This is a genomic window from Mycobacterium sp. BMJ-28, assembly GCF_054404835.1.
The window spans coordinates 3,028,664-3,053,397 of the sequence record NZ_CM136783.1; the positions used below are offsets into that span (position 1 = coordinate 3,028,664).

Consider the following 24,734-nt stretch of genomic DNA (forward strand, 5'->3'; position numbering starts at 1 on the left):
TCGGACTGTGCGTTACCGCGCTTACCTTTTCGATGTCCAGGGCACGCTGATGGACTTCTTCGAACCGGTGCGCCGCGCCGTCGGCGAATTTCTCGACACGAACCGGATCGCAGAGGTGGATGCCGGCACGCGGCCGGTTTCGGTGAGGTCTGTGCGGACTACGGGCTGGCCGAGCCGGCCCCTGCCGTCGCGGAGATGGTCGCGTCGAGTTGGCAGCGCCTGCAGCCCTGGCCCGACGTCCGTTCCGGATTGGCGCACATTCGCCGGAACGCGATCACCGCGACGCTGTCGAATACCGACATGAACACGATGATCACGCTGTTCAAGCGGTTGGACATCGGCATGGACGCGATCTTCACCGCCGAGCTGATCGGCGCGTTCAAGCCAGACCCGGAGGTATACCTACGAGCCCTGCGGTACCTGGGGGTGGCGCCGCACCAGGCCGCGATGGTGGCCGCCCACCCCTACGACCTCGAGGCGGCGGCGGCGCTCGGTTTGGGCACCGTCTTCGTCAGCCGGCCCATGGAGTATGGCGATCCGGCCCTCGCGCACGACGTCGCGGCCGCCAGCGTCGGACAGGTGGTCACCAGGGTCGGCGACATCGAGTGATTCTCGGGCCCGGGCTGTTTGGCATCGGCTGCGCCCGAGTCGTGCCAAGGGACAACGGACCGATTTCGGCGCGGGAACACGCGCTCAGCGCACGTTCCCGCGCCGACATCGTGGTGGCGGGATCAGCCCGGCAGGTCGATCGTCCGGCACGGGCCGCCCGGAACGCATGCGATCCCGCCGCCGGGGCCGGCCTCGGCCCATGGGCCACCGGGCACGTGAGCCGACACGTGGCCGTCCGCCCCGGCCTGGGCGCCGGGGCCGCCGGGAATCTCGGCGCCGGCACCCTGCGGGCCTGCGGAGGGAGTGCATGGCGTGCCGTCCGGGTTGTAACAACCCGGCGCCGGTTCGGCGAGAGCCAGTGGTGCGGCTGCGATTCCCGCTGCAGCGACACCGGCGAACAGGACTGGTGTGAGCTTCGAAAATTTCGCGTTCATGCTCGAGCATTTACCCGGACGCCGGCATAGCTAAACCGGCTATCTAAATCGGGTCAGTAGTCCCAGGAGACCGGCACACACCGGAAGTTGTCGCCCGCGACTGCCACATGGCAGACCGATGGGAACGGCAGGTGAGTGGCCACCAACGACTCACCGGTCGACGCCAGTTCCCGCAACAGCCGGACACGGACGCGAGCTGCCTCGTCGGGGTCATGCTCGAAACCGTTGTGCCACTCCGGGTTGTCGAAGCCGGGCGCAAATACCGCATCGCCTGCGAACGTCAGCCGGTCGCCTCGAGAATCCAGCCGCACGATGCTGTGTCCTGGGGTGTGGCCGCCGGTCCGGCTGATGAGCACGCCCGGTGCCACCTCGTACTCCTGCTCGAATGTCCGTAGCTGACCGCGGTATTCGTCCAGGAACTGGGTGGCGACCCTGCGCAGTACGTCGGGAATCGGCTGCGGCATGGTGGTTTGCGAGAAATCGGGTGCGGCCCAGAAGTCGGCCTCGGCAGTGGCCGCGTGCACCCGCAGGTCCGGCCGCAGCCGGTCCTTGAGGCCCTTGGTGAGTAAGCCGCCGACATGGTCCATGTGCATGTGGGTCAACACCACATCGGTCACGGAGCCAAGGTCGACACCGGCGGCTTCCAGGCGTTGCACCGTCTGGCCGGCCCGCGGAAAGTCCGGGAATTCCAACCCGAGGCCCGCATCGACCAGGATCGTCTGGTCGCCGCTGCGCACCACCACCACGTTCAGCGGCCAGTCGACCACCTCCGGCGGCAGGAAGTTGTCGTCCAGCCAGCTCGCCAGGTCGGCGGAGTCGGCATTGGTGGCCAATGTCGAGGACGTGATCGGCAGCACGCCATCGCTGATCACCAGCACGTCGATATCACCGACCTGCACCGCGTAACGCGACGGAACCAGCTCATCGGCCGCCACGCCGCCGAGGCGAGAGATGTTGTCCAAGCTCATGTCGTTGTCCTCCTGAATGCCACGCCCGAAGACAGGACCTAAATGTCCTGTCTCTCTGCTAGATCGCCGGGCGCCCGGCCGATTCATCCAGTCACGCCGAACGGTTAGCGCTCAGCAGCGGCCGGCCGACTACGGGGCGGCGACGGCAAGCAGGTGCACCGCCGGAAAGCGGTGGGCACCTCCGGGGCGATTGACGATCCGCCACTGTTCGGCGAACCCTGCCGCCGCGAGGACGCGGCCGAGTTCGCCGGGATGCCAGCGCCAGGCCGGTGCTACCGCGTGATCGAAAGGGATTGCGGGTCCGGGTATATCGGATGACTGCGCGGCGATCAGTACCGGCGTTGCCGGCCGCAGACGTGCGGCCCACAGGTGGAGAATCTCGCTCAGCCGATCGGGCGGGACATGGATCAGGCTGAACCGCGCGATGATCGCCGCGATCGAAACGTGCACGTGCGACAGCGCTGCGTCATCGTCGACGAAGGTCAGGTGCGGATACGTTGCGCGGGCGATGCCGAGCATGGCCGGGCTGGGATCGCATCCGATCACGTCGAACCCACGGCGTGCGAGGTCGTCGGCCACATGTCCGACGCCGCAACCCACGTCGACAATCGACCCGCCTTCGTGGACGGTGTCCACGAAGGCGGACACCGCATGCCGCTCGATCGACGACTGGTAGGGGCCGGGGAACATCGCCGCGTAGCGCTCGGCGAGCGCGTCATACCCGGGCTGTGTCATGCATGCACCATGTCAGTCCCGCAGCACGTCCTCGATGCGTTGCACCTTGGCGGTGAGTTGACCGACGTGGCCGGGCCGGATGTCGGCCTTGAGCACCAGACTCACCCGCGACGACACGGCCGCGACGGCGTCGACGGCTTGTTTGACCACCGCCATCACTTCGTCCCAGTCGCCTTCGAGGTTGGTGAACATCGCGTTGGTCTCGTTGGGCAGCCCCGATGCCCGCACCACCCTGACCGCCTCGGCGACGGCCGCGCTGACGCTGCCGTCGTCGTCCCCACCGGACGGGCTGACGCTGAATGCGACGAGCACGGTCGGTTACTGCTTGCCGAAGGCGGTCGGGCGCACCACCAGGATCACCGGGTCGGCTTCATCCGCCGGCGGTTCGGTCAACGGCCGGTCAAGCAGTGATTCGTAACCCTCGGGAATGGCGACCATGCGGATCCTCTCGGTGCTCACGTGACGGCTGGCTATTCCAGTTCTATCGCACCTCCGTTGCCCGCACCTTGCCGACCGTCCGGAAAATCAGTTGAAGCACTTCGATTCCCGTTGATAGCGTGCGCAAGACCGCGACATCAGGTGAGGAGGTGAGACCCATGAACGCAGCACCCATGTGGGCGCTCCCACCCGTGTTCAAGGTCAACCGATAGGCGCAGATGTCGCCGGGAGCGCCTGACCGAGGCAATCCCGAAAGGCCACATCATGCACTTCACCTCAGAGACATCGTCGAACGGTGTCACCGAACGCAATTTCATTCTGGACGACATCACCGGCGTGCTCTGGTCGCCCGCCGCTGGAGCCGCCGGGTCACCGCTGTTACTGGCCGGGCACAGCGGCGGCATGCACAAGAAGGCACCGGGGCTGGTAGCCGGTGCAATCCACATTGTGACGACGCACGGTTTCACCGTCGCCGCCATCGATGCGCCCGGTCACGGTGACCGGCCTCGTAATCCGTCCGATCAAGGCAGGGCCGACGAGATCCACCGGGCCCGCGCGGCGGGTGAGCCGATCGCCCCGATCGTCATCGACTACACCATGTCGCTCGCGGGACGCGCGGTGCCGGAATGGCGGGCAACCCTGGATGCGCTACAGGCCCTGCCCGAGTTCGGCGCAGGAACTCAGGTCGGTTTTGCCGGCGTGACACTGGGTGTGGTGACCGGGTTGCTGCTGGCGGCGGTCGAACCGCGGATCGCCGCCGTGAGCTTCGGTGCCGTTTTCGTGTCCGACGCCCTCATCGAGGCGGCGAAAGCAGTCACCGTCCCGGTTGAGTATCGGATGCCCTGGGACCACGAAGAATTCAACCGCACCGCCGGAATCGCGTTGTTCGATGCGTTCGCATCCACGCAGAAGACCTTGCACGCCTACTCAGGCGGCGGTTACTCGGTGCCCGAATACGAGCGCGACGGTTCGGCCCGGTTCTTCTCCCGTCACCTCGGTGGTCGGGCAATCACCCAGATGCCCGCCGGACCAGGGCGCCCAGGGCTACGCTGATCGCCGACGGACTTCGCCGACACACAGAATGCGGGGCGTGCCATGCGCGCAGTAATCACACGGGCCGTTCGACTTTCCTTCGCCGCGGGCGCACTGTCGGCGGCCGCAGCGCTCGGTGTACCGACCGCGGTCGCCTACGCCGACGACTTGAACTGTTCGAACGGTGAAGTCGCGCTGGACGGGACATGCGTTCCGCCGACGGACAACACGTCAGCCGCGCTGGGCCTTCCACAGGGTTCCGTCAACGACGTGGTGTCGTCCTTGAACAACCCGAGCTTGTTCGAGCAACCTTTCCAGCTCACCGAGGGCGATGTGGCCTCGCCCGGTTACAACGCCGGGGCCGGCCACGGCGGCGGGGGCCACGGCCGCTGAATCCGCTCCCGATTCTGCCGCAGCGACGGAAAGCATTGTCGCTGCGGCAGAACGGCGAGCGCGCAAGGCCGCGAGCTCAGTGCATCTGAGCGGCTAGATGCACCATTCGCCTAGGCAGACTGCACCAGGCGGCTGCCAGCCACCGTTCCAGCCGGCCGGTCCCCACGGACCCTCGTTGCGCCAGCCACGGTCGGGCGGACCCCAGCCGCGCCCGCGGTCGTCGTGATGTCCCCAGCCTGGTCCCGGAGGCGGCGGGGGACCCCAGGCCGGAATCGGGCCCGTCGCCGACGCGGGTGCCGCCGCGGCCGTACCCGCTCCGACGCCCACCGCTGCCGCCGCCAACCCACCGGCGATCACCATGCCGGCCATCAATTTGTGTGCTCTCATGTCGAACAACTCCCTTCGCGTGCTGGGCACGCCCTTGTTGTCGCCGAAATCCGGCCACCCGTTGCGGCGCTGAACCCACATCGATGCGAATCGCGCCCACATCGGATGGCTGTCATCCAGTTTGATTAGCAAGGTTAATTACCCGCTATGTATTCCCTCTGAATCACATATACGACGCACAGCAAAGGCTGGGCCTGGTCACGGATCAGCCCTCGCCGATGTCGCCGAGGTGCTCGCGCAACATCAACCGGCCGTCTGCGAGGTGGTAGGTGGCGGCGGCGATGGCCAAGGTGCCCGCCAAGAGGCGTTGTGCGATCACGACCGAGCGGATGCGCAGTTGTGTGACGGTTTCCACCACGTGCAGGGCACCCAGCGCGTCGACCTGCCGCACACCCGAAAGGTGTCCGGGCCGGATCGACGGAGTCACCCGGTCGACGATCTCTCGGACGTATCCGATCGGCATCGTGCCGTCCTCGATGGCCGCCAGCGCGGCCTTGACCGCCCCGCAGTTGTCGTGACCGAGTACCACGATGAGGGGGACGTCGAGCACGGTGATCGCGTATTCGATCGAGCCCAGCACCGCGGCATCGATGACGTGGCCGGCGGTGCGCACCACGAACATGTCGCCCAGCCCCTGGTCGAAAATGATCTCCGCGGCGACCCGGCTGTCCGAGCATCCGAACAGCACCACATGGGGCTTCTGCGTGTGCGCCAGCCGGGCGCGGTCCTCGCTGCTCTGGCCCGGGTGCGCAGGCTCACCCCGAACGAATCGCTCGTTGCCCGCCTTGAGGGCTCGCCATGTGGTTGCGGGGCTGGGCGTCGGCATGGCGCACATTCTGCCGGACGCTGCATCACAGGATTCGGTTGAGTAGCAGAGCGATTCCTCGAAAGATCACGGGGTGAGCACGATCCGCCCGAACACTTCACCGGAGTCCATCTGACGGTGCGCTTCGGCAGCGTGTTCCAGGGGCAGCACGTCGTGCACGACGGCATGCAGTTCACCGCGCACCGCCGCCTCGAACTGCCCGGCCCTGACCACGGCCGTGGCGTCGGGCGGGACGGTGTTGAGGCTGAACGTGGCGAACGAGCGGGACTGCTGGAATGCGCCCAGACCGATGAGCCGCGTGCCGAAGTCCGCAGGCGGTAGCCCGGCCACCACACCGGCCAGGACCAGGCGTCCGTTCGGCGCGAGAAGGTCGAGGAACGCGGGAACTGCCGGCCCACCGGCGATGTCGATGATCACGTCGAAGGCCTGTGGCGCAGTGGATTCGCCGTTTCCGGCGCGATCGAGCACGTGCGTGGCACCCAGCTCGCGCAGGCGCCCGCCGCGTTCTGGCGACGACGTCGTCACCGCGACGGCGCTCGCCCCGCCGCGCGCCGCGAGTTCCACCGTGGCGATACCGATGCTGCCCGCCGCGCCGCGTACGAGCACCGACTCGCCGGTGGCGAAGTGCGCGTGCAGCAGCGCGAAGTGGGCGACCGTCGCCGAGCCGCCCAGCGTCACCGCGTCTGTGGGCGACAGCGCGGCCGGCAACGTGACGATGTCGTCGACGCGGGCCACCGCCTGTTCGACGTAGCCGCCACCGGTGCCGGTGAACGCCCAGACGCGCTTGCCCACCCAGGATTGGTCGCCGCCGGCGCCGACCGCGGTCACCACGCCCGCGACCTCGCTGCCGGGGACCATGCCCTCGGTGAAGCCGTACCCGGTGATGGTGCCGCGGCGAATCACCGCATCGACACCGCCCACTCCGATCGCTTCGGTGTCGATGACGACCTGCCCAGGTGCCGGGACCGGGGAGGGCGCCTCGACCACCGCCAGACCGCTCGGATCTCCGAACTGCTGAATCACCACTGCACGCACGGTTGCCTCCATCTCGTCTGCGGTACCGTGGCGACGTTAGTGGACGCATCCGTCCACTTCTGCGAAGTGAGAACCATGACCGATCGTTTGCCTCACATGCTCCGCTCCGACGCGCAGCACAACCGCCATCGCGTCCTCGAAGTTGCACGACAGCTGTTCTCGGAAAAGGGGATTGACATCACGATGCGCGAGGTCGCGCGCCGGGCGGGGGTGGGCCCCGCCACCCTGTATCGACGCTTCCCGACGAAGCAGTTGTTGATCGAGGCTGCCTTCGCGGACGAAATGAGAGCGTGTCAAGGCATCGTGGAGGAGGGGTGCGCCGATGCTGACCCGTGGCGGGGATTCTGTTCGGTCATCGAACGGATCTGCATCCTCAACAGCCGCAACCAAGGCTTCGTCGATGCGTTCATGTCCGCGAACCCACAGATCGACACGTTGGCCACCCATCGCAATTCACTGCTGCGGATGCTCGCGCGACTGGCCGAGCGTGCCAAAGTAGCAGGCCAACTGCGCGGCGACTTCGTCATCGACGACCTCGTGCTCGTCCTGTTGGCCGGACGAGGACTGTCATCGACGCCGCATTCCGACCGGGAAGCGGCGGCCCGGCGCTTTGCCGCCCTTGCGATCGATGCGTTCCGACGCCCCGATGCCGGCCGGAAACTACCGCCCTCACCGAGGCTCATTCCGCACGTAGTCCATGGCGCCTTTGCCGACCATCGACGCCGCCGCTGATGCACCGGCAACGTCCCGATGGACCAAACCTTGTTTGACGCAATGGGAAAAGGTCGGGCACATCTATCGAATACGCTGCGTAGTAGTGCTTCACTGAGACGATGAATATCGACGCATCGAATCAGAGGACTGACGGAGGTCGCCGGGCGTTGCAGGTGACATTGGGAATGCTCTCGGTCATCCCGTTTCTATCGGGCTTGACCGGGATGCTGGTAGGACCGAAAGCGCTGCCGGGCGCGCGGGATCAGGTGGAGCCCACCATCGACAGCGAGTATCGCTTCGTGAGCGCTTTCTGGTTCGCCTCGGCGCCGATCATCTGGTCCACCATTCCGCGTATCGAGCAACAGACCGGCCTGGTCCGCGGCGTGACGGCCGTCGTGTTCGGCGGAGGGTTGGCGCGGTTGCTTTCGTGGCGTGCGACGGGTCGTCCGCACGCGGTGATCATCGCGGCAATTCTGCTGGAGTTGATCGGCATTCCCGCGGTGCTGCTGTGGCAGTCGCGGGTCGCAGGCAAGGCGCGGCAATGAAGCGCTCCGCGCGCTATGCCGATGTGAAATCAGTTCTCGCTCAGCAATATCGAGATGATCGGGAGGGCTACACCGCTGCAAAGTCCGACTTTGTGGCCGAGGTGCTGTCCATGCGCGGACTTGAGATGCAGCAGCGGAGCGCGCCGACGTAGATGCCCTTCAGCGGCGGCTGAGATCTCGCGTCCGCGAGTCGGGTACCCGACTCGGCATCAGCAGGGCCGCCGACGCGAGGACCATGAGACTCAGGAAGATCGCGTTGAGCACCGCGTCCCGAGCGCTGTACATGTGCAGCATCGTCATGTGGTACCACCAGTGCAGGACATTGAAAGTCAGCCAGGCACCCGCCACGATCCGCACTACAGCCCGGTTTTCGAGCCAGCCGATCGCCGCCACACTCAGTACGAACAGCGCAAGGAACATCGCTCCGGTGTCCTTGCAGAAGTGCTCGTTGTAGGGACCGAGTGGGGGTAGCCAACTCATGCCCATACCGGGGAAGGTGTCATACCAGGACCGGGGTGCGAAATAGGCCCACCCGCCGGTCACGGCGGCCACCACCGCCAAGCCGGAGAGCGCACTACGGTCGAATATTCTTCTCATGCCGTATAGACGTTGCCGCTGAGCACAACGTGACACCGCGACAGATTCCACTCTGCGGGATGGCGGCATGTAACGGCCGGTTTGATGGCGATTGCCGTGGCTTCCGGCCTATTGACTCACGGATGAGACCTGTGTCACTCTCTTCCTGTTTAATCGATTAAACAGAGAGGTGCCGATGGCGGTCAGGATGCAGGACGTCGCCGACAGGGCCGGAGTCACGGCGGCGACCGTGTCCCTGGCGCTGTCGGGGAGTACCCGCATCTCGGCGGCCACCAGGGAAAAGGTGGCGCGGATCGCCGAGGAGATGGGATACCGGCCCCACGTCGGTGCGCAAGCGCTGCGCACGGACTCGACCCGGAGCATCGGGCTGATCGTCAGCGACGTGGCCAACCCGTTCTTCGCCGAACTGGCGGGGGAGATCCAGCGGGCCGCCGCCCGGCACAAGTACTCGCTGGTGCTGTGCAACAGCGACGAAGACGCCGAGCGACAGGACGACTATCTCGCCGCCCTGCTTGCGGGACGGCGGGTGGACGGGGTGATCGTCGTCCCCACTGCGGCGATGACGCCGGGTCTCCGGCAGGCCGGCGCCACACGCGCTCGGATGGTCCTGCTCGACCGGCCCGTCGCCTTGACGACCAGGGACGCGGCGACCAGCCATCTGGCCCAATGCCCGATCGTGCGCAGCGACGCGCGTGTGGCACTCGACGAGGTGGCCGAGCTCCTCACCGGCCTCGGGCACCGGAGAATCGGCATCATCGCGCCGCCGCTGCAGACCCAGGTGGGGCAGGAGCGAAGGGACCTGCTGGTCGGGGCATTGGTCAGCAGGGGAGTGCCGCGGCGGTCGATCACTGTGGCCGAGGGCGACTTTCGCCAAGACAGCGGCGCGGTGGCGGCCGCCCAGTTGCTCGCCCGGCGCCAGCCGCCGACGGCCATCTTCGCTGCCGACGGACTGATGGCAGTCGGTGCGCTCAAGGGCTTGCGCGCGGCCGGCTTGCTCGTTCCCCGTGACGTGTCCCTGATCGGTTTCGACGACGCCCCCTGGTTCGACCTCTTCGACCCGCCGTTGACGGCGATCGCCCAGCCCATCGTCGAGATGGCCTCCGCGGCCGTCGACGCGATGCTGGCGCTGCTGGCCGGGCAGCCGGCCCGAAATTCCCACCCGGCGTGCCAGCTGGTGCGCCGCGGCTCCTGCGGTCCCGTGCCGACAGGGCGGGCCACATGACCACACCCATCAGGTGTGACAAACGTTTTCGTTGAACACCGTGGTCTCCACCGTGGAGGCCCCGTCGAGAAAGGAAGCAAGATGATCAATCCCTTCGGTGTGGCGCAGTGCCGCGTCACCCTGGCCGCCGTGCTGTGCGGCACCCTGGCATTGACGACCGTGGGCTGCAATCGCACACCGAGCGAAGGTAATTCGAGCAGCGGCACGCGCATCGCGATCGTCACACGGGATTTCACCAACCCGTACTGGGCGGCGCTCCGTGACGGCGCCATCGCCGAAGGCAAGAAGCAGGGCGTCGAGGTCACCGTGCAGGCAGGCAGTTCCGAGACGGATTCATCCGGTGAGAACACCAAAATCTCGACGCTCGCAGCGCAAGACTTCAACTGCTTCGGGGTGGTTCCGGTCAATGCCACCAACGTGATCACACCGCTGGTGCCTGTTGCCAAGAAGGGCATTCCCATCCTCAATCTCGACACGCAGATCGATACGGATGCATCGAAGGCGGCGAGCGTGTCGTACGCGTCGTTCATCGGCTCGGACAATCTTTCGGCCGGCCAGCAGGCTGGTGAGGCGTTGATGGCCGACATGGGCGGCCATGGCGACGTCGCCGTGCTGCAGGGCATCGCCGGGGAACAGAACGGCATCAACCGATTGAAGGGCTTCACCGACTCGACCCAGGGCAAACTGCAGATCGTCGCCACCCAACCTGCGGACTACGACCAGAATCTGGCGCTCACCGTCACCCAGGATCTGCTGCGCGCGCACCCGACCATCACGGGCATCTTCGCCGCCAACGACACCATGGGCCTCGGCGCCGCCCAAGCCGTCAAGAACGCCGGGAAATCCGGACAGGTCTCCATCATCTCCGTCGACGGCATCACGGCGGCGCTGCAGGCGGTCAAGGACGGCACGTTGTCCGGAACGATCAGCCAATACCCATACGCTGAAGGGCAATTGGCTGTGCAGGCGTGCGTGAACCTGATCGCGAAGAAGCCGGTGCCCGAGCGTGTCGTCGCGCCGATCCAACTCATCGACAAGTCGAACGTGGACCAAGCGCTCTCGGCCTTCCCGCAGCCGTTCAAGCCCTACGACAACCCGATCACGGGCGGGAAGTGATGACAGCCGCAACCCTGGTCCCGACGCAGGCGGTGCGTCGGCCGAAGTTCACGGTCGGGGGTGCGGCGCGCTACGCCGCGCCCATCGGGCTGGCCGTGGTCTTCGTCGTATTCTTCATCGCCACACCGAACTTTCTGACCGTCGCCAATCTCACCGACCTGTTGGTCTCGGCGTCGATCCTGATGGTGCTGGCGATGGGACAGCAGTTGGTCATCGCCGTCGCCGGCATTGATCTGTCGGTGGGGTCGAACCTTCCGTGGACCGCGGCGATTCTCGGATTCGCCAGCACGCACGGTGTCAATCTCGGGGTGTCGATGCTGCTCGCGCTCGTGGCGGGGGTGGCTGTCGGCCTCGTCAACGGGTTGCTCGTGGCCCGGCTCAACATGACCGACTTCATCGTCACACTCGGCACGCTGTCGGTAGTCAGCGGCGCGACTTTGCTGCTGACCGGAGGCAATACCGTTGCGGTGTCGTCGCCGGTGTTGCAGAGCCTCGCGCTCGACGGCATCGGCCCGGTGCGATGGTTCTGGCTCGTCGCCATCGTCGTCGCCCTCCTCACGGCGTTCCTGTTGTTCCAGACCAAGACCGGCACCCATCTGCTGGCCACCGGCGGAAACCTGGACGCTGCGCGCGGGACGGGTATCCACGTCACCCGGACGCGGCTGCTGGCCTACGTTTTGTCCGGTCTGGCCTGCGGTGTCGCCGGGATCTTGCTGGTTGCCCGCACCGGCGGGGCGGACCCCAGCCTGCAAACCGATCTGCTGCTGTCCTCGATCGCCGCGGTCGTCCTCGGCGGCTCGAGTCTGTTCGGTGGCCGTGCGTCGGTGCTCGGTTCGGCCGTCGGCGCGGTACTGCTGACCAGCCTCATCAACGGCTTCACACTGATCGGCATCTCACAGAATTACCAGCCGGTGGCCGTCGGCGCCGTCGTGCTCGGTGCGGCGTTCATCTCCCGATTCCAGAAATGAGGACCTCCGTCATGAGTGACGTCACCGAACGACGCGAGGGTAAACCGGCGCTGGTCGAAATCCGCGGATTGACCAAGTCTTTCGACGCCGTACGCGCGCTGCAGGGCATCGACCTGACCATCACACAGGGCACCGTCACCGCGCTTCTCGGGGACAACGGCGCCGGTAAGTCGACCTTGGTGCGTTGCCTGACCGGGGTGCATGCCCCGGACCAGGGCGAGATTCGCTTTCGGGGTGAGCCCATCACTCTCGGATCACCCGACGACGCACGCCATCTCGGTATCGAGACGGTGTTCCAAGACCTCGGGCTCATCGAGGATCTCCAGGTGTGGCAGAACTTGTTTCTGAACCGGGAGCTCACCCGCGGGGTCGTGCCCCTGCGGGTGCTGGACAAGAAGCAGATGATCGCCAAGAGCGTGACGATCCTCGCGGACCTCGACGTGAACGTGCCCGACGTCCGCGCCACCGTGCGGCGCATGTCGGGGGGACAACGTCAAAGTGTGGCCATCGCTCGGGCAGCCAACTGGGGCACGACGCTGGTCATCATGGATGAGCCGACCGCCGCTCTGGGCGTGCGCGAAACCGCGGCGGTCGAGAAGCTGATCGCACGGTTGCGCGCGAACGGCGTCACCGTCCTTCTGGTCAGCCACGATATGGATCAGGTGATGCGGGTGGCCGATTCGGCGTGGGTGCTGAGACGGGGCCGCACGGCGGCGCACCGCAAGATGACCGAGACCACCGGTGGGGAACTGGTCGGGCTCATCACCGGCGCTGTCGCAGGCGATGGCGATGCCTGAACCGGCGCAGATCGTCGTGGTGGGCTCTGTCAATGTTGATCACGTCGTCACCGCGACAAGGTTTCCCGCGCCGGGAGAGACCGTGGCGGGAACGTCGATCGCGTCGTCGATCGGCGGGAAGGGGGCCAATCAGGCCGTCGCCGCCGCATTGGCGGGCGCGTCGGTGACGATGGTGGCGAGCACCGGTGACGACGTGGACGGCGCCAATGCCAGGGCACGGCTGACCGAGCACGGGGTGCATACCACACACGTCGCGGTGTGGCCTTCGGAGCCCACCGGCACGGCATGGATCACCGTGGCCGAGGGAGACAACACGATCATCGTCGTGCCTGGCGCGAACGCCTGCTGGGCACCTGACGCCCTGCCGCTGATCGTTGCTGACGCTGCGATCGTGGTGTGCCAGTTGGAGATTCCCCTGGATGTCGTCTGTGAAGTCGCCGAACGGAGTGCCGGTACGTTCGTCCTCAACGCGGCACCGGCAGCGGCCCTGCCCGATCAACTGTTGGCCCGGTGCGATGTCCTGGTCGTCAACGAGCACGAACTTGCCGCCGTCGCCGACACCACGGCCACCGCCGACGACGAGGGCATCGTCGCCGCCCACGCGAAGCTCCGGCAGCGCGGGGTCGGGGCGGTTGTCACGACGCGTGGTGCGGCGGGTGCGGTGGTCACCGACGAGACCGGTCACACCACCATGCTGCCGGCGATACCGTCGGGCGTCGTCGACACCACCGGCGCCGGCGACGCGTTCGTCGGTGTCGTCGTTGCGCGCCTGAGTCTGGGGGAGCCGTTGGTCGCGGCCTGCCGGTGGGGCATCGTCGCGGGCTCACTGGCGGTGCGTGGGCTCGGCGCCCAAGAGTCCTATCCAGATCTGCCCACACTGACCCATGCGATCGAGGAGTTCGAGTCATGAAGCGCACCGGCATCATTCACGCCGAGCTGGCCCGGCGTATCGCCGCTCTGCGACACACCGATACCTTTGTCATCTGCGACGCCGGGCTGCCGCTCGCGCCCACCACACCGTGCGTGGACTTGGGTTACCGCTACGGTCAGGCCTCGTTCGCCGACGTGACGACGGCGGTGCTGGACGAAGTGGTGGTCGAGCACAGCTGGGTTTCCCGGGACGTGCTGACCGTCAGTCCAGACGTTCACCGCCACCTCGGGAAGCTCGGTCTGCGCCCCGAACCGATCGATCACGATCTCTTCAAGGGGCAGGTGCGCGACGTCGCGTTCGCCGTGCGCACCGGCGAGGACACGTTTTTCGCCAATGTGCTGTGCCGGGCGGGCGTCGCCTTCGGCTGAGCGGAACGTCATATCGGTCACCGCTCCAAGAATCCCCCAAGGCAGCCGGCGCAACGTGTCAGGTATGAGTAGAGCTTTGGTCGCCGCGGCCGCAGCCGCCGCGTTCATGTCCGGTGGCCTGACTGCCGCAGCCGCGGGACTGGCCGGGAGTACCGCGCAGGCGGCCCCGCAGTGTTCACCGGCGAATGCCAATGTCGCACCGTGTGCTCCGCCCGAGGGGCCACCGACCTGCAATGCCAACGGTGAATGCGGTCAGCTTTGGTGCCCGGCTTCCGGGATGAGCGGAATACCCGGCTGGGACATGAATGTCTGCCATACATTCTATTTCGACCCGAACGCTCCACTCACCAAACCGATTCTGATCCAGGGCAACCCCCCGGGCCCGCCGGCACCGCCACCGCCCCCGTGCATCTTGTTCGTCAACTGCTTACCCGGGCTGACCCATCCCTGATCGGGCAGCGGCATCGTCCCGATCAGCCGCGGTCGTGCAGCGTGACGTGGTAGCCGTCGGGGTCTGCGAAGGTGAACGTCCGACCGAACGGACCGTCGACCGGGCCGGAGACGACGGTATGCCCGTCGGCGACGAGAGCATCGTGGATGGCCTGGACATCGGTGGCGTGCAGCCAGATCGCGGCACCGACGCCCGGCTGGGTAACGGATGCGAGATCGGTACCGGGAATGACGTCGCGGAGTGCGAAGGTGATCGGCCTCGTCTCGAAGACGACGGCATGCGGAGGTCCAGTCTGCGAACGGACGAGACCGAGGTAGCGCTCGTAGAACGCCTGCGAGGCGTCTAGGTCACGTGCTTGCAGTGAGATGAAATCGGGACCCGTGGCGGGCATGACTGTGCTCCTTCTTTTATGTCAGTTTTCTGACACAGGGAAGTATGTCAGAATACTGACATGAGTCAAGACGGTAACGGCATCGACCTGGAGACCTCGCTGGGCTACCTGCTCAAAGAGGCATCGAGCGCACTGCGGGCTGCCATGGAGGAGGTGTTGCGGCCGCTCGGGATGACCGTGACGCACTACTCCTGTCTGGAGCTGCTGGCGCAGCGGCCGGGCTTGTCGAACTCCGAACTCGCGCGGGGCGCGTTCGTGACACGGCAATCGATGAACGTCCTGCTGCAGGCTCTGGAGCGAGACGGTTACGTGAGCCGGCCGGCGGAGGCCCCCGTAGGCAAGGTGCTTCCCGCCCGGCTCACGCCGCGCGGGAAACGGAGCCTGGAGAAGGCGACCAAGGCGGTCCGGTCAGTCGAGGTCAAGATGCTGGCCGGGCTGACCGAGACCGAGCAGGCGTGCGCGTTTCGGGTCCTGCAGAGCATGGTCCACGCTCTGCGCGATGGCGCGTACGGCGGGTAGCGCAACTCAACTGTCGTAGTCCACGGCGACCGTGGGGGTGGTGGGATGGGATTGACACGTCAGTATGAAGCCGTCCTCGACCTCGGCTCTGCTGAGCGCGAAGTTCTGCTCCATCGATACTGCTCCCATCGTGATCTTGGCTTTGCACGTGCCACACGCGCCCCCGAGACAGGCGTACGGTGCGTCGATGTTGTTTTTCAGTGCGGATTCGAGGACGGTGTCACCCGCGGCGAGTTCGACGGTGTGAGCCGCGCCGGACAGCGTGATGGTGACGTCGGACTTGGGAAGATCATCGCCTCGTCGCCGGTCCGTCCCACGGAACAGTTCGAGTTGTATCCGCTCGGTCGGTACCCCGACGGCCGTGAGGTCCCCTCGCATGGTGATGACCAGATCGCTTGGGCCGCAAAGGTACCACCGGTCGATCGAGGTGGGGTCACCGCCGAGCAACCGTTGGACCATCGCCAGATCGATGCGGCCGCGAAGAGCGACCGGGTGGCCGGCCTCGGCTGAGCGGATGTGGAAGACACGCAACCGGGCGGCGTAGCGGGTTTCGAGTTCATCGAGCTCGCCGGCGAACATGGTGGAATCTTCGGTTCGGTTGCCGTAGAAGAGGGTGAAGCGGCTCTCAGTCTCGATCTCCATGGTGGTGCGCATGATCGACAGAATGGGCGTGATGCCGCTGCCGGCCGCGACCGCGACGTAGTCGCGCCGAGCGAGCGGATCAAGGGGTGCACCGAAACTACCCGTGGGCGTCATCAACTCCAGGACATCACCGGCGCGCAGTGTTTCGACCGCGAACGTCGAGAACGTCCCGCCATCGATGCGCCGTACCCCGATCGCCAGTTCGCCGGATGCGGCCGACGTGCAGATCGAGTAGTTTCGTCGCACCCGTTCCCCGCCGACGCGGTGTTCGACCGTGACGTGTTGACCCGCCTGGAACTGGAATTCGCCCTTCAGGTAGTCGGGAACGTCGAAGGTCACTTTGACGCTGCCTGGCGTCAGGGGCTCGACGCTTTTGACCGGGATCGGGTGGGTGTGGTGGCGCGCGGCGGAGGAACGCGGCATTCGGATCGGCAGCAGCGTAGCGAGTTTGCCGTTGAGTTGCTTCCACTCTCGGTACTGTGCGGCGTCGAGCTGTTGTCCGAAGACGGTGCTGATCGCCGAGTCGCGTTCGAGGTAGGCGGCCTCATTGCGCCGCCACGCCGCAACGTAGCGATAGAAGGGAATCGATGGGTGCAGGTGGTGGACCAGGTGGTAGTTCTGCGACAACAGCAGGGGAGTCAGGATCCACTCTGAGCCGACGCGGTTACGGGTTGCGCGGTAGCGGTTTTCGCGTTGGGTGTCCTCCAGGTCATGGTGGGGCAGCCAGTCGAACCACCAAGCCAGCACGAACATCGCCACCCGCTCGGGAATCAAATAGATCAGCGCGAGCGTCCACAGATGTCCCGTAAAGGTAGCCGCCACGATCATTGCCACGGTAAAGCCCATCAAGGCCATCGTTTCGATGATTTCGGCGACCGGACGCCTGCGCACGTGACGCGCCAGGAGACCGAGGTAGGGCAGGTCCATGGCAGGGAATCGCACCGGCAGCTGCCACCACGGTGCGGCGCTGACGAAGTGGTCGGGGTCGCGCTCACCGTCGTTTGTGTTGCGGTGATGCTCGATATGGATGAACGCGAACGACTTGAACGAAATCACTGGCGAGACAAAGAGCATGGCGACGCGACCGAACGCGACATTGACCCAGCGATGTGAACTGATCGAATAGTGCGACGCATCGTGTAACACCGTGAACAGGACGAAGATCGCTGCGGCGCTTGCGGCGATGGTGGCCATCGCGGGCAAAGTGTGGGTGAGCGCCGCCCACGTCGATGCGCCGAAGAGCGAAAGCGCGAAGGTGAAGATGGCAACGATCGGCCAGGACAGCGCCGGAACCTGCTCGCCCGAATCGGGTAAGGCATGCTGCGCTTCCGCTGTCGAGGTTTGGGAATGTTGATTCGTGGTCAACATGTGGCTCCTCGGTCCGCGCTTGGGAATGAGATGCCAACTTATAAAGCGCCGGAGTCGGTCAACAAGGAGTTCCCAGCCCTCTGTGGTGTGCTGCGAGCACATCGCGGGCGCGCGTTTTCCTGTCGTCGCGGTCAGCCCTCGGGCAAAACAGAGGCTCCCAGCACGTCGCACACCAGGAGGGCGGCGTGCAGTTCGGCAACCCTGACGGTGGCAAGCCGTCCCATGCGCTCCTCGGCACGACGCACCCTTTGCAGGACCGTGTTCTTGTGGACTCCCAAGGTCCGCGCCGCGGTCGTCAGGCTTCCCTGTGCATTGAGCACGGCCAACAGTGTGGCGCGCTCGTTGCGCTCTTTCGTGTCGTCTCGGGCGAGATCGCCGAGCTGGGCGACTACATACGCCCTGGCTGCATCGAGGTCACGCGAGATGGCATCCACCAACGCGACATCGGTGAACGCAGTGATCGATGGGGCGGTGCGCCCGGACAATTCGACGATCCGGCGCGTGCGCAGCGCCTCAAGGTGGGAAGTGCGGAAGCCTGCAGCCCCCGGATGGGTCGAGCCCAGCGCGAGGTGGGCGCGCGCGCATCCGCCAGAAAACTCCGTCGAGACGTCCGTGAGGGAAGCGCTCTGGTCTGCGGTGATCGATGCCCATCCCCATACCGCGAGTGGGCCGTCGGCCACGACCAGTGAGTGACCCGCTCCGAGAAACCGACCGACGTGCCTGGCGAATCCCTCGAGGTCGACGCCGCGGTCCTCGGCCCAGCACACGTAACCGATTTGTCGGCCGGTGAGCCGGTGGCTGAGCACACGTTCGGCCCTGGCCAGGTCGAGACGATCGCCGGCGAGCAGTGCCCGCACGACATCGTCGCGCTCGGCTCTCGCTTGGTTCTGGCGTCGATCCAGTTCGGCTACGTATTCCGCAGCCACCAAAGTGGAGATGCGGTCGATGTATTGAAACCCGAACCGCTCGAGATCGGTGAAAGTTCTCAAGGCGAGCGCGGGGTCGTTGATCCACTCCGGCAGCGAGTTCGACAACTGCTCGGTGAAGTACTCGTGGCCCAACCGATAGAACCGCAGCATCACGTCGACGCTGTGCCCTCGTGATGCCATTGCTCTCGCGTGTTCGAGTGCCAGTACCGGCGCCTCGGCAGCCCCTACGTCGATCCCATGACGGAACATCGAAAGCACCGCTTCGAGATTCGACGAGCACGAACCCAGAGTCAGGCCGCGAAGTTCGGCGTCACCGCCGACCTCGGGTATCCGGTTGACGATGTAGCTGTGCATGTCCTCGGCCAGACCGGTCACGTTCGCCAGCAGAGACGCGGCAATCTCCCTTCCCACGTCCGCCGCGTGGGCCGGCTCTGGCGCGTCCATAACTGCACCCTAATGTCGGGGCGGGTCGCCAACGCCACGAATGACTTTGCCGGGCTGGCCAAGGCCGCCCATTGAGTGATACCGGCGGTGTGCGCGGTCGATCACGAGGGTTTGTCTTCGGCGGGGGAGCCGTCGCCATCGGTCAGGCGGTGCAGAATTCGCTCGTTGAGGGCGGCGAGCATGTCGAGTTCGGCGGGAGTCATCAGGTCGATGAAGTTCCGGCGGACGTCCTCCACATGCCCGGGCGCGGCCTTCTCGATGGCGGCGCGGCCGGCCGGCAGCAGGCAGACCATGGTGCTGCGTGCGTCGCCGGGGTTGGGTTCGCGGCTGATCAGCCCATCCGCCTGCATGCGCCGCACCTGGTGGGAGAGACGGCTTTTCTCCCATCCGAGCGCGTTACCCAGCTCGCGGGCGGACATGCGGTCGTTGTCCAGAGCGGAGAGCACCGCCAGGACCTCGTAGTCGGCTCCGGACAGACCCGATTCCTGCAAGCGTCGGGCCAGGTGGACCTCGAGCCGGTGATGCGCGTATACGAACGCTCGCCAGGCGCGGTCTTCTCGAGCGTTCAGCCAGTTCGGTTCCATCGGTCTCCTCGATTGGTTGACGCATCTACAAAAGGGGTTAAGGTGGACTTATCAACCTCTCCATCGTATCCATGAAAGGAAGCCCCGTGAGCAACATCAGCATCATCGGCACCGGAAACATGACGCGGCGCGCTGGCCACCCGCGATCGCGGGTGGCAATGAAATCACGCTCGTCGGCCGGTACCCGTTCTGGCGGGTGAACTTTCTCCGCTGAGTGCACACGCACCAACCACCATCAAAAGGAGTACAGCATGCGCGTTTTCGTCACAGGCGGGACCGGCCATTCCGGTTCGCACATCATCCCCGAACTCCTCGCCGCCGGGCACCAGGTCACTGGCCTGGCCCGTTCGGACGCCTCCGCGGTGGCCCTGTCCGCGCTCGGCGCGACTGTGCGTCGCGGCGACCTCGAGGATCTCGACGGGCTCAAAGAAGCGGCCGCGGACGCCGACGGCGTCATCCACGTCGCCCATCGGCAGGACCTCCTGCCTTCCGGGGGGATGGACGCCGTGGCCGCCGCTGAGCTGCCGATCATGCTCGCCTACGGCGAGGCGCTGGAAGGGACCGGAAAGCCGCTGGTAGCGGCGGGCAGCATCGGCTCACCGGGAAACCTGGGTCGGCCGGCCACCGAGGACGACCCGGCCCTGCCTAGCAGCGATGAGGACAAGGGCACGCTGCGTGTTCGTAATGTCGTGGAACGGGCTGTAATTGACCTCGCCGAGCAGGGAGTGCGGTCCTCGGTCGTGCGGCTCCCGCTTATCGCGCACGACACGACCGACAACGCTGGCTTCCTGCCGGGGCTGATCGCGCTCGCGAAGGAGAAGGGCTTCGCCGGCTACCCCGGAGACGGCACGAATCGTTGGTGCGCAGTCCACGCACGCGATGTCGCCTCCCTGTTCCGCTTGGCGTTGGAGAAGGGTCCGGCGGGTCGATATTGGCACGCGGTTCAGGATGAGGGCATCGCGTTCCGCGAGATCGCCGGGGCCATCGGCAGCCGTCTGGGCCTGCCCGTCGTGAGCGTGCCCGTGGATGCACTGATGCTGCCGGGATACTTCGGCATGTTCACCGATCTTGCCACCGGATCCTTCCCGGCGACCAGCCTGCTCACCCGCCAGGCCCTGGCCTGGGAACCCCTGCAGCCCAACCTGTTCGCCGATCTGGACAACGGCCACTACTTCCCGGCAGCGGCCGCATGACCACGTTCGCTCCGCACCGCGAGACGTTGGAGTCCTTCGTCGACTGCATTCACGGCGGCGTGGACGAGAACACTCTCAGCTGGCTGCTCGCCGAGGACGTGCGGTTATACGGCCCGTTCGGCGATGAGCCCGTCGTCGGTCGCGAGGCCGCCGTGGCGACCATCAAGAGGGTCAACACGCTGTCGTCCGACGATACCTACATGGAGGTGCTCAGCGGCCAGACTCACCACGCCGCACATTTCCGGCTGCAGGTCGGCAACGCCGCGGTCAACGGCATCTTCTTCGTCCTGCTCGATGCGGACGGGAAGATCGCCGAGGTGAGCATCTTCTACCGGACCCTGCCGGCCGGCGTCGCGCTGCAGCGCAACCTTGCGGAGGCAATTGACATGCAGCCCTGGGAATTACGCACCGGGGACCGGTAGCAACATCGTGGCAGCCACCTCCACATTGCGCACTTGGTTGACATAGCAACCAATCTGCATATGGTGGAGGTGTCCACCTTTTCCGTCAATAACGAAGTAAGGACGCTCATGAGCAGCATCAGCATCATCGGCACCGGGAACATGGCCCGCGCCATCGGCGCGCGGGCCGTCGCGGGCGGTAACACCGTCGAGATCATCGGCCGCGACCGAGACAAGGCCGCCGACCTCGCCAAGGCCCTCGGCGGGGCCGCGACAGCAGATTTCGGCGCCGTCCCGGCCGGGGACATCGTCATCGTGGCACTGAGGTACGCCGACGTCGTGCCGGTTGTCTCCAAGTACGGAAACGCCTTGTCGGGCAAGGTCATCGTCGACATCAGCAATCCCTTCAACTCCGAGGCCGACGGGCTCGCTATTCCCGACGACACCTCGATCGCGCAGGAAGTCGCCAGGGCGGCCCCGGCCGGGGCCAGCGTGGTGAAGGCATTCAACACCGTCTTCGGTCATGTCCTGGAGAAGGGCCGCACGCCCGACGTGTTCTTCGCCGGCGACGATGCGCAGGCCAAGGCGGGCGTATCGGAATTCATCGCGAGCCTCGGGCTGCGCCCGCTCGACGTCGGCGGCTTGAACATGGCGCACTGGCTGGAAGGAACGGGTCTGGTCCTGATGGGCCTGGCCCGTCACGGGGTGGAGAACTTCGATGTCGCTCTCGGCGCCGTCGAGTTTCCGAGCTGAGTCGCACCGCACCGCAGCGTTGTCACCGTGAGTGACTGGCGGCTCCGTCCCCGGTCGGGCGTGGCTGGCTTGTCAGCACGTACCCACGCAGCTTAACCTGGCGGTATCGCGAAAACCGGCCGTGCATACGGTCGCATACACGGTTGCTGCTCCTGCGTTCAGCTGCCCAGCGTCTTCCAGCAAGGAGCCCGACTCATCGTCGGGCCGCGGCAGAGGAGCGCTGAGTAACACATGTCTATCGCCATCATTGGAGCCGGTCTCGGCGGCCTCGTCCTCGCGCGCACGCTGCACCGTCACGGTGTGCCGGCAGTGGTGTACGAAGCCGAAGCCGCACCGATAGTTCGCGGGCAGGGCGGTCTGCTGGACATCGAGGAACACACCGGGCAGGTCGCGCTGCGGAATGCCGGCCTCGAGAACTCTTTTCGCGCACTCATCCGGCCTGCGGAGGACGCGAAACGCATCGTGGATTCACAAGGCCAGGTTCTGTTCGACCGGCCGGGAAGCACCGTCGGTGCTCGACCCGAAGTGGATCGCGGCGACCTACGGAACATGTTGATCGACGCGCTGCCGACCGGCACTGTCCGCTGGGGGCACAAGGCGGTCCGTGTGATTGTCGCCGCCAACAGCCGTCCCGAGGTTCTCTTCGATCACAGCCCTTCGATCACAGCGCGGCTGGTCGTGGGCGCCGACGGCGCGTGGTCGACAGTGCGACAAGCGGTTTCTGGTGTCGCGCCCGGGTACACCGGCACCTGCTTCGTCACGATCCAATCACCTAGCGGCCATCAGCTATCGCCCAGCCACAAAGCAATCATCGGCCGCGGCACGCTCATGGCCGTCGCACCGGGACAGGGCATCCTGGCCCACCACAACGCGGACGGCACGCTGAGTGGATACGTCGCGGTCAACGAGCCACAGGATTGGGTTGAGTCGATCAACACCTCGGACGAAGCAGCCGTACGAAATCTGCTGGCTCGTCGTTTCAGCGGCTGGGCGCCCGCGCTGATCGACTTGGTGGTGCAGAACGTGACGAGCCCCGTACTGCGTCCCATCTACGCGCTGCCCACGGGGCACCGATGGAATCCGGCGCCGGGCGTGACCTTGCTCGGCGACGCAGCACACCTCATGTCTCCGTTCACCGGGCAAGGCGCCAATCTCGCGATGTTCGACGCCGCAGAACTTGCCAAACACCTTGTTGCAGAACTCAACGACATCGAGCGCGCGATCAACTTGTATGAAGGCGCACTGTTTCCGCGCAGCGCAGAGACTGCCGTGCAGAGTGCACACAATCTGCTGCGGTTCTTCGGCGACGACGCCCCGAACGGCGTCGTCGACTTGTTCCGCCACCGCGCGTGACCGGCTACTGGTCGGAGGAGCTTTTGCGCAGAGCGATGTTCGCGCCTACAGGGAACGGCAGGTCCTGAGGTAACTGAGGAACGAGGCCTGCAGGCCGGTCACATGCGTTTCGTGCAGGATCTCGCGGGTGACCGCCTCGCCACGCGCGGTGAGGCGATGAAGGACGGTGGCCGTGTTCTTCGCGAGGCTTTGGTAGACGGCCAGGTCTCCGAGAAGCTCCCGGTCGTTGAAGGTCACGTGGAGTTTGGCGGCACGCCGGCCCGCACCCATCTGGTGGAGCTGGGCGAAGATCTGACTGTCTTCGCCGATCACGCCGGGGCTGCCCGCCCCGATGCTCTCGAAAAGCGTGGCGCCGGTGAGCCAGGTGTAGAGGCTGAAGAGTCCTCCGTAGGAGTAGCCGAACAGGCCATGACCGCTTGTGGCTGTGCCGTAGTCGCGTTCGATCCGCGGGTGCAGTTCCGTGGTCAGGAAGCTCAGGAAAACATCGGCGTGGGTGTCACGCAATTCGGCGAGGTAGGCGTCGGCCTCCTCGCGTGTCCTTGCGCCCGCCTGCAATCCCATCTCCACGGCATCGATGAGCTCCTTGGCGATGGGCTCGCCGGGTGGCACAAAGTCTCTGTTGCGTAGCCGATCCCAGTCTTGTGCCTCCTCACCCGCGTAGCCGACACTGACTTGAACGTAGGGTTGGATGCGTTGCATGGGGTCCATCTGGGTGACGATGAGCGGAGCCGTCAGGCCCACAGCCCAGTTCCCGTCGAGCACATACACGACAGCCGCTTGGGTCGTGGCGCGGTTGTAGCCCGGTGGCGTGGTCACCCAGACGCCGTAGTCATGCCCACCGCTGGAACGCATCTCGAAATAGTCGGTGTCGGCGAGACAGCCTTGCCACATGGAGCTCATCGAAGGTCCTTCACAACTCGGCGTTCCGCGCGGCGCGGCGGCTCAGCCATTTTTCCATTGGATAATTGTTATCCAATGGATAAACTGCGGAGGTGATCTTGTCAAGCGCGGAACGGAGGGGCGACGCACGCGCCCGTCTCCTGGGTCGGCTCCTCGACGCCTACGCAGGGACCATCCCCTCGCCGGAGGTGTCATTGCGCGAAGTTGCTACCCAGGCCCAGACCAGCCACGCCCTGCTGCGGTACCACTTCGGGTCACTGTCGGGTGTCTTGGCGGCCATGCTCACGGCGCAGCGAGCTCGTGACAACGAGGCGCTGCTCAAGACTGCCCAGCAGGGCACCTTTGATGACCTCGTCGTGGCGATCTGGCGGGCCTACACCCGCCCGCGGCAGCTGTCGCGTGTCCGCGGCTTCTTTCACGTCGCAGGCCTCGCCGCATACAGCCCGGGGGACTTTCGCGAGTTCATCGACTCGCTCGATGACCTCACGACGATGCTGGCCGCGCTGGCGGAACGCGAAGGATGCGAGGCGCAGGAAGCGTTGAGCATGGCCACCGTCGCCATCGCCGCGATCCGCGGGCTGCTCTTGCGAGAAGTTCTGACTCCAGCGGTCCACTCGCAGGACGCGCTCGCCTTGATCCTGCGCATGAAGAAAGGCTGAGGTAACCGCCAAATCGATTGTGTCCGGGCGGT

At 65.8% G+C, this 24,734-nt stretch carries 32 protein-coding genes and 1 pseudogene; 19 read left to right on the forward strand and 14 right to left on the reverse strand.

Annotated elements, in window-relative coordinates; all coding sequences use genetic code 11:
- Positions 1-7 precede the first annotated feature (7 nt).
- Positions 8-609 (forward strand): annotated as a pseudogene (locus ACXPWS_RS15010) (HAD-IA family hydrolase).
- 122 nt (positions 610-731) lie between these two features.
- Here ACXPWS_RS15010 and ACXPWS_RS15015 read toward each other — a convergent pair.
- The 5 genes from ACXPWS_RS15015 to ACXPWS_RS15035 all read right to left on the reverse strand — a co-directional run bounded on the left by ACXPWS_RS15015 (position 732) and on the right by ACXPWS_RS15035 (position 3,205).
- Positions 732-1,043 carry a hypothetical protein gene (locus ACXPWS_RS15015; protein ID WP_458713175.1) on the reverse strand — a complete coding sequence of 104 codons (312 nt, stop codon included), beginning with the start codon at positions 1,041-1,043 and terminating at the stop codon, positions 732-734.
- A gap of 53 nt (positions 1,044-1,096) precedes the next feature.
- The gene (locus tag ACXPWS_RS15020) at positions 1,097-2,011 is read right to left on the reverse strand and encodes an MBL fold metallo-hydrolase (protein ID WP_458713176.1); all 915 of its coding nucleotides are present in this window, start codon (positions 2,009-2,011) and stop codon (positions 1,097-1,099) included.
- A gap of 129 nt (positions 2,012-2,140) precedes the next feature.
- The gene (locus ACXPWS_RS15025; RefSeq protein WP_458713177.1) at positions 2,141-2,746 is read right to left on the reverse strand and encodes a class I SAM-dependent methyltransferase; all 606 of its coding nucleotides are present in this window, start codon (positions 2,744-2,746) and stop codon (positions 2,141-2,143) included.
- 12 nt (positions 2,747-2,758) lie between these two features.
- Positions 2,759-3,058 carry a thiamine-binding protein gene (locus ACXPWS_RS15030; protein ID WP_458713178.1) on the reverse strand — a complete coding sequence of 100 codons (300 nt, stop codon included), beginning with the start codon at positions 3,056-3,058 and terminating at the stop codon, positions 2,759-2,761.
- A 6-nt stretch (positions 3,059-3,064) separates the two neighbouring features.
- On the reverse strand, positions 3,065-3,205 hold the full coding sequence (locus ACXPWS_RS15035; protein ID WP_458713179.1) for a hypothetical protein: 141 nt from the start codon (positions 3,203-3,205) through the stop codon (positions 3,065-3,067).
- A gap of 243 nt (positions 3,206-3,448) precedes the next feature.
- On the opposite strand from ACXPWS_RS15035, the gene ACXPWS_RS15040 reads away from it, so the two are divergent.
- The gene (locus ACXPWS_RS15040; protein ID WP_458713180.1) at positions 3,449-4,237 is read left to right on the forward strand and encodes a dienelactone hydrolase family protein; all 789 of its coding nucleotides are present in this window, start codon (positions 3,449-3,451) and stop codon (positions 4,235-4,237) included.
- Between the two features lie 42 nt (positions 4,238-4,279).
- The gene (locus ACXPWS_RS15045) at positions 4,280-4,609 is read left to right on the forward strand and encodes a hypothetical protein (protein ID WP_458713181.1); all 330 of its coding nucleotides are present in this window, start codon (positions 4,280-4,282) and stop codon (positions 4,607-4,609) included.
- Between the two features lie 93 nt (positions 4,610-4,702).
- On the opposite strand, the gene ACXPWS_RS15050 is transcribed toward ACXPWS_RS15045, so the two are convergent.
- The 3 genes from ACXPWS_RS15050 to ACXPWS_RS15060 form a co-directional block, all read right to left on the reverse strand.
- Positions 4,703-4,996 carry a hypothetical protein gene (locus ACXPWS_RS15050; RefSeq protein ID WP_458713182.1) on the reverse strand — a complete coding sequence of 98 codons (294 nt, stop codon included), beginning with the start codon at positions 4,994-4,996 and terminating at the stop codon, positions 4,703-4,705.
- Between the two features lie 205 nt (positions 4,997-5,201).
- The gene (locus ACXPWS_RS15055; protein ID WP_458713183.1) at positions 5,202-5,822 is read right to left on the reverse strand and encodes a carbonic anhydrase; all 621 of its coding nucleotides are present in this window, start codon (positions 5,820-5,822) and stop codon (positions 5,202-5,204) included.
- A 66-nt stretch (positions 5,823-5,888) separates the two neighbouring features.
- Complete coding sequence (locus ACXPWS_RS15060) at positions 5,889-6,857, reverse strand: zinc-dependent alcohol dehydrogenase family protein (protein ID WP_458713184.1); 969 nt, start codon at positions 6,855-6,857, stop codon at positions 5,889-5,891.
- Positions 6,858-6,932: 75 nt separating this feature from the next.
- On the opposite strand from ACXPWS_RS15060, the gene ACXPWS_RS15065 reads away from it, so the two are divergent.
- The 3 genes from ACXPWS_RS15065 to ACXPWS_RS15075 all read left to right on the forward strand — a co-directional run bounded on the left by ACXPWS_RS15065 (position 6,933) and on the right by ACXPWS_RS15075 (position 8,268).
- Positions 6,933-7,589: a TetR/AcrR family transcriptional regulator gene (locus tag ACXPWS_RS15065; RefSeq protein ID WP_458713185.1), complete on the forward strand. Its 657-nt coding sequence runs from the start codon at positions 6,933-6,935 to the stop codon at positions 7,587-7,589.
- 101 nt (positions 7,590-7,690) lie between these two features.
- Complete coding sequence (locus tag ACXPWS_RS15070; RefSeq protein ID WP_458713186.1) at positions 7,691-8,116, forward strand: DUF4345 domain-containing protein; 426 nt, start codon at positions 7,691-7,693, stop codon at positions 8,114-8,116.
- Entirely contained in the window at positions 8,113-8,268 is a 156-nt protein-coding gene (locus tag ACXPWS_RS15075; protein ID WP_458713187.1) for a GrpB family protein, read from the forward strand. Before ACXPWS_RS15070 ends, ACXPWS_RS15075 begins: the two co-directional genes overlap by 4 nt.
- Before the next feature lie 7 nt (positions 8,269-8,275).
- Here the strand turns inward: ACXPWS_RS15075 and ACXPWS_RS15080 are convergent, their stop codons facing one another.
- Positions 8,276-8,713 (reverse strand): hypothetical protein, encoded by a 438-nt coding sequence (locus ACXPWS_RS15080; RefSeq protein ID WP_458713188.1) that lies wholly within the window; start codon positions 8,711-8,713, stop codon positions 8,276-8,278.
- A gap of 175 nt (positions 8,714-8,888) precedes the next feature.
- Between ACXPWS_RS15080 and ACXPWS_RS15085 the strand changes: the two genes are divergently transcribed.
- The 7 genes from ACXPWS_RS15085 to ACXPWS_RS15115 all read left to right on the forward strand — a co-directional run bounded on the left by ACXPWS_RS15085 (position 8,889) and on the right by ACXPWS_RS15115 (position 14,566).
- Positions 8,889-9,935 carry a LacI family DNA-binding transcriptional regulator gene (locus tag ACXPWS_RS15085; protein WP_458713189.1) on the forward strand — a complete coding sequence of 349 codons (1,047 nt, stop codon included), beginning with the start codon at positions 8,889-8,891 and terminating at the stop codon, positions 9,933-9,935.
- 81 nt (positions 9,936-10,016) lie between these two features.
- The gene (locus ACXPWS_RS15090; RefSeq protein ID WP_458713190.1) at positions 10,017-11,051 is read left to right on the forward strand and encodes a sugar ABC transporter substrate-binding protein; all 1,035 of its coding nucleotides are present in this window, start codon (positions 10,017-10,019) and stop codon (positions 11,049-11,051) included.
- The gene (locus ACXPWS_RS15095; RefSeq protein ID WP_458713191.1) at positions 11,051-12,019 is read left to right on the forward strand and encodes an ABC transporter permease; all 969 of its coding nucleotides are present in this window, start codon (positions 11,051-11,053) and stop codon (positions 12,017-12,019) included. The genes ACXPWS_RS15090 and ACXPWS_RS15095 overlap by 1 nt, the downstream gene beginning before the upstream one ends.
- Before the next feature lie 11 nt (positions 12,020-12,030).
- Positions 12,031-12,816 carry an ATP-binding cassette domain-containing protein gene (locus ACXPWS_RS15100; RefSeq protein ID WP_458713192.1) on the forward strand — a complete coding sequence of 262 codons (786 nt, stop codon included), beginning with the start codon at positions 12,031-12,033 and terminating at the stop codon, positions 12,814-12,816.
- Positions 12,809-13,726 carry a ribokinase gene (locus ACXPWS_RS15105; RefSeq protein ID WP_458713193.1) on the forward strand — a complete coding sequence of 306 codons (918 nt, stop codon included), beginning with the start codon at positions 12,809-12,811 and terminating at the stop codon, positions 13,724-13,726. The genes ACXPWS_RS15100 and ACXPWS_RS15105 overlap by 8 nt, the downstream gene beginning before the upstream one ends.
- Entirely contained in the window at positions 13,723-14,115 is a 393-nt protein-coding gene (gene rbsD, locus ACXPWS_RS15110; protein ID WP_458713194.1) for a D-ribose pyranase, read from the forward strand. Before ACXPWS_RS15105 ends, rbsD begins: the two co-directional genes overlap by 4 nt.
- A gap of 64 nt (positions 14,116-14,179) precedes the next feature.
- Complete coding sequence (locus ACXPWS_RS15115; RefSeq protein WP_458713195.1) at positions 14,180-14,566, forward strand: hypothetical protein; 387 nt, start codon at positions 14,180-14,182, stop codon at positions 14,564-14,566.
- 22 nt (positions 14,567-14,588) lie between these two features.
- Here the strand turns inward: ACXPWS_RS15115 and ACXPWS_RS15120 are convergent, their stop codons facing one another.
- Complete coding sequence (locus tag ACXPWS_RS15120) at positions 14,589-14,957, reverse strand: VOC family protein (RefSeq protein WP_458713196.1); 369 nt, start codon at positions 14,955-14,957, stop codon at positions 14,589-14,591.
- A gap of 60 nt (positions 14,958-15,017) precedes the next feature.
- On the opposite strand from ACXPWS_RS15120, the gene ACXPWS_RS15125 reads away from it, so the two are divergent.
- Positions 15,018-15,476, forward strand: coding sequence for a MarR family winged helix-turn-helix transcriptional regulator (locus tag ACXPWS_RS15125; protein WP_458713197.1), 459 nt, complete (start codon positions 15,018-15,020; stop codon positions 15,474-15,476).
- Between the two features lie 6 nt (positions 15,477-15,482).
- Here the strand turns inward: ACXPWS_RS15125 and ACXPWS_RS15130 are convergent, their stop codons facing one another.
- From ACXPWS_RS15130 to ACXPWS_RS15140, 3 genes are all read right to left on the reverse strand, one after another.
- Positions 15,483-17,486, reverse strand: a complete 2,004-nt coding sequence (locus ACXPWS_RS15130) for a fatty acid desaturase (RefSeq protein WP_458713198.1) — start codon at positions 17,484-17,486, stop codon at positions 15,483-15,485.
- 131 nt (positions 17,487-17,617) lie between these two features.
- Positions 17,618-18,859, reverse strand: coding sequence for a PucR family transcriptional regulator (locus ACXPWS_RS15135; RefSeq protein ID WP_458713199.1), 1,242 nt, complete (start codon positions 18,857-18,859; stop codon positions 17,618-17,620).
- A 101-nt stretch (positions 18,860-18,960) separates the two neighbouring features.
- Positions 18,961-19,443 (reverse strand): MarR family winged helix-turn-helix transcriptional regulator, encoded by a 483-nt coding sequence (locus ACXPWS_RS15140; RefSeq protein ID WP_458713200.1) that lies wholly within the window; start codon positions 19,441-19,443, stop codon positions 18,961-18,963.
- Positions 19,444-19,694: 251 nt separating this feature from the next.
- On the opposite strand from ACXPWS_RS15140, the gene ACXPWS_RS15145 reads away from it, so the two are divergent.
- From ACXPWS_RS15145 to ACXPWS_RS15160, 4 genes are all read left to right on the forward strand, one after another.
- Positions 19,695-20,636: an SDR family oxidoreductase gene (locus ACXPWS_RS15145; RefSeq protein WP_458713201.1), complete on the forward strand. Its 942-nt coding sequence runs from the start codon at positions 19,695-19,697 to the stop codon at positions 20,634-20,636.
- Positions 20,633-21,058 carry a hypothetical protein gene (locus ACXPWS_RS15150; protein ID WP_458713202.1) on the forward strand — a complete coding sequence of 142 codons (426 nt, stop codon included), beginning with the start codon at positions 20,633-20,635 and terminating at the stop codon, positions 21,056-21,058. The genes ACXPWS_RS15145 and ACXPWS_RS15150 overlap by 4 nt, the downstream gene beginning before the upstream one ends.
- Before the next feature lie 108 nt (positions 21,059-21,166).
- Entirely contained in the window at positions 21,167-21,790 is a 624-nt protein-coding gene (locus ACXPWS_RS15155; protein ID WP_458713203.1) for an NADPH-dependent F420 reductase, read from the forward strand.
- A gap of 231 nt (positions 21,791-22,021) precedes the next feature.
- On the forward strand, positions 22,022-23,143 hold the full coding sequence (locus tag ACXPWS_RS15160) for an FAD-dependent oxidoreductase (protein WP_458713204.1): 1,122 nt from the start codon (positions 22,022-22,024) through the stop codon (positions 23,141-23,143).
- 45 nt (positions 23,144-23,188) lie between these two features.
- On the opposite strand, the gene ACXPWS_RS15165 is transcribed toward ACXPWS_RS15160, so the two are convergent.
- Positions 23,189-24,043, reverse strand: a complete 855-nt coding sequence (locus tag ACXPWS_RS15165) for an alpha/beta hydrolase (protein WP_458713205.1) — start codon at positions 24,041-24,043, stop codon at positions 23,189-23,191.
- Between the two features lie 188 nt (positions 24,044-24,231).
- Between ACXPWS_RS15165 and ACXPWS_RS15170 the strand changes: the two genes are divergently transcribed.
- Positions 24,232-24,702 (forward strand): TetR/AcrR family transcriptional regulator, encoded by a 471-nt coding sequence (locus tag ACXPWS_RS15170; RefSeq protein ID WP_458713206.1) that lies wholly within the window; start codon positions 24,232-24,234, stop codon positions 24,700-24,702.
- Positions 24,703-24,734: the final 32 nt, after the last annotated feature.

Bases quoted from the DNA above. Each gene is read 5' to 3' on its own strand.
- ACXPWS_RS15095 (WP_458713191.1), top strand. From the start codon at position 11,051: ATGACAGCCGCAACCCTGGTCCCGACGCAGGCGGTGCGTCGGCCGAAG.
- ACXPWS_RS15100 (WP_458713192.1), top strand. From the start codon at position 12,031: ATGAGTGACGTCACCGAACGACGCGAGGGTAAACCGGCGCTGGTCGAA.
- ACXPWS_RS15145 (WP_458713201.1), top strand. From the start codon at position 19,695: ATGCGCGTTTTCGTCACAGGCGGGACCGGCCATTCCGGTTCGCACATC.
- ACXPWS_RS15135 (WP_458713199.1), bottom strand. From the start codon at position 18,859: ATGGACGCGCCAGAGCCGGCCCACGCGGCGGACGTGGGAAGGGAGATT.
- ACXPWS_RS15065 (WP_458713185.1), top strand. From the start codon at position 6,933: ATGACCGATCGTTTGCCTCACATGCTCCGCTCCGACGCGCAGCACAAC.
- rbsD (WP_458713194.1), top strand. From the start codon at position 13,723: ATGAAGCGCACCGGCATCATTCACGCCGAGCTGGCCCGGCGTATCGCC.
- ACXPWS_RS15075 (WP_458713187.1), top strand. From the start codon at position 8,113: ATGAAGCGCTCCGCGCGCTATGCCGATGTGAAATCAGTTCTCGCTCAG.
- ACXPWS_RS15165 (WP_458713205.1), bottom strand. From the start codon at position 24,043: ATGAGCTCCATGTGGCAAGGCTGTCTCGCCGACACCGACTATTTCGAG.
- ACXPWS_RS15105 (WP_458713193.1), top strand. From the start codon at position 12,809: ATGCCTGAACCGGCGCAGATCGTCGTGGTGGGCTCTGTCAATGTTGAT.
- ACXPWS_RS15045 (WP_458713181.1), top strand. From the start codon at position 4,280: ATGCGCGCAGTAATCACACGGGCCGTTCGACTTTCCTTCGCCGCGGGC.
- ACXPWS_RS15040 (WP_458713180.1), top strand. From the start codon at position 3,449: ATGCACTTCACCTCAGAGACATCGTCGAACGGTGTCACCGAACGCAAT.
- ACXPWS_RS15125 (WP_458713197.1), top strand. From the start codon at position 15,018: ATGAGTCAAGACGGTAACGGCATCGACCTGGAGACCTCGCTGGGCTAC.
- ACXPWS_RS15085 (WP_458713189.1), top strand. From the start codon at position 8,889: ATGGCGGTCAGGATGCAGGACGTCGCCGACAGGGCCGGAGTCACGGCG.
- ACXPWS_RS15025 (WP_458713177.1), bottom strand. From the start codon at position 2,746: ATGACACAGCCCGGGTATGACGCGCTCGCCGAGCGCTACGCGGCGATG.
- ACXPWS_RS15150 (WP_458713202.1), top strand. From the start codon at position 20,633: ATGACCACGTTCGCTCCGCACCGCGAGACGTTGGAGTCCTTCGTCGAC.
- ACXPWS_RS15015 (WP_458713175.1), bottom strand. From the start codon at position 1,043: ATGAACGCGAAATTTTCGAAGCTCACACCAGTCCTGTTCGCCGGTGTC.
- ACXPWS_RS15115 (WP_458713195.1), top strand. From the start codon at position 14,180: ATGAGTAGAGCTTTGGTCGCCGCGGCCGCAGCCGCCGCGTTCATGTCC.
- ACXPWS_RS15155 (WP_458713203.1), top strand. From the start codon at position 21,167: ATGAGCAGCATCAGCATCATCGGCACCGGGAACATGGCCCGCGCCATC.
- ACXPWS_RS15070 (WP_458713186.1), top strand. From the start codon at position 7,691: ATGAATATCGACGCATCGAATCAGAGGACTGACGGAGGTCGCCGGGCG.
- ACXPWS_RS15160 (WP_458713204.1), top strand. From the start codon at position 22,022: ATGTCTATCGCCATCATTGGAGCCGGTCTCGGCGGCCTCGTCCTCGCG.
- ACXPWS_RS15120 (WP_458713196.1), bottom strand. From the start codon at position 14,957: ATGCCCGCCACGGGTCCCGATTTCATCTCACTGCAAGCACGTGACCTA.
- ACXPWS_RS15140 (WP_458713200.1), bottom strand. From the start codon at position 19,443: ATGGAACCGAACTGGCTGAACGCTCGAGAAGACCGCGCCTGGCGAGCG.
- ACXPWS_RS15050 (WP_458713182.1), bottom strand. From the start codon at position 4,996: ATGAGAGCACACAAATTGATGGCCGGCATGGTGATCGCCGGTGGGTTG.
- ACXPWS_RS15080 (WP_458713188.1), bottom strand. From the start codon at position 8,713: ATGAGAAGAATATTCGACCGTAGTGCGCTCTCCGGCTTGGCGGTGGTG.
- ACXPWS_RS15020 (WP_458713176.1), bottom strand. From the start codon at position 2,011: ATGAGCTTGGACAACATCTCTCGCCTCGGCGGCGTGGCGGCCGATGAG.
- ACXPWS_RS15130 (WP_458713198.1), bottom strand. From the start codon at position 17,486: ATGTTGACCACGAATCAACATTCCCAAACCTCGACAGCGGAAGCGCAG.
- ACXPWS_RS15090 (WP_458713190.1), top strand. From the start codon at position 10,017: ATGATCAATCCCTTCGGTGTGGCGCAGTGCCGCGTCACCCTGGCCGCC.
- ACXPWS_RS15055 (WP_458713183.1), bottom strand. From the start codon at position 5,822: ATGCCGACGCCCAGCCCCGCAACCACATGGCGAGCCCTCAAGGCGGGC.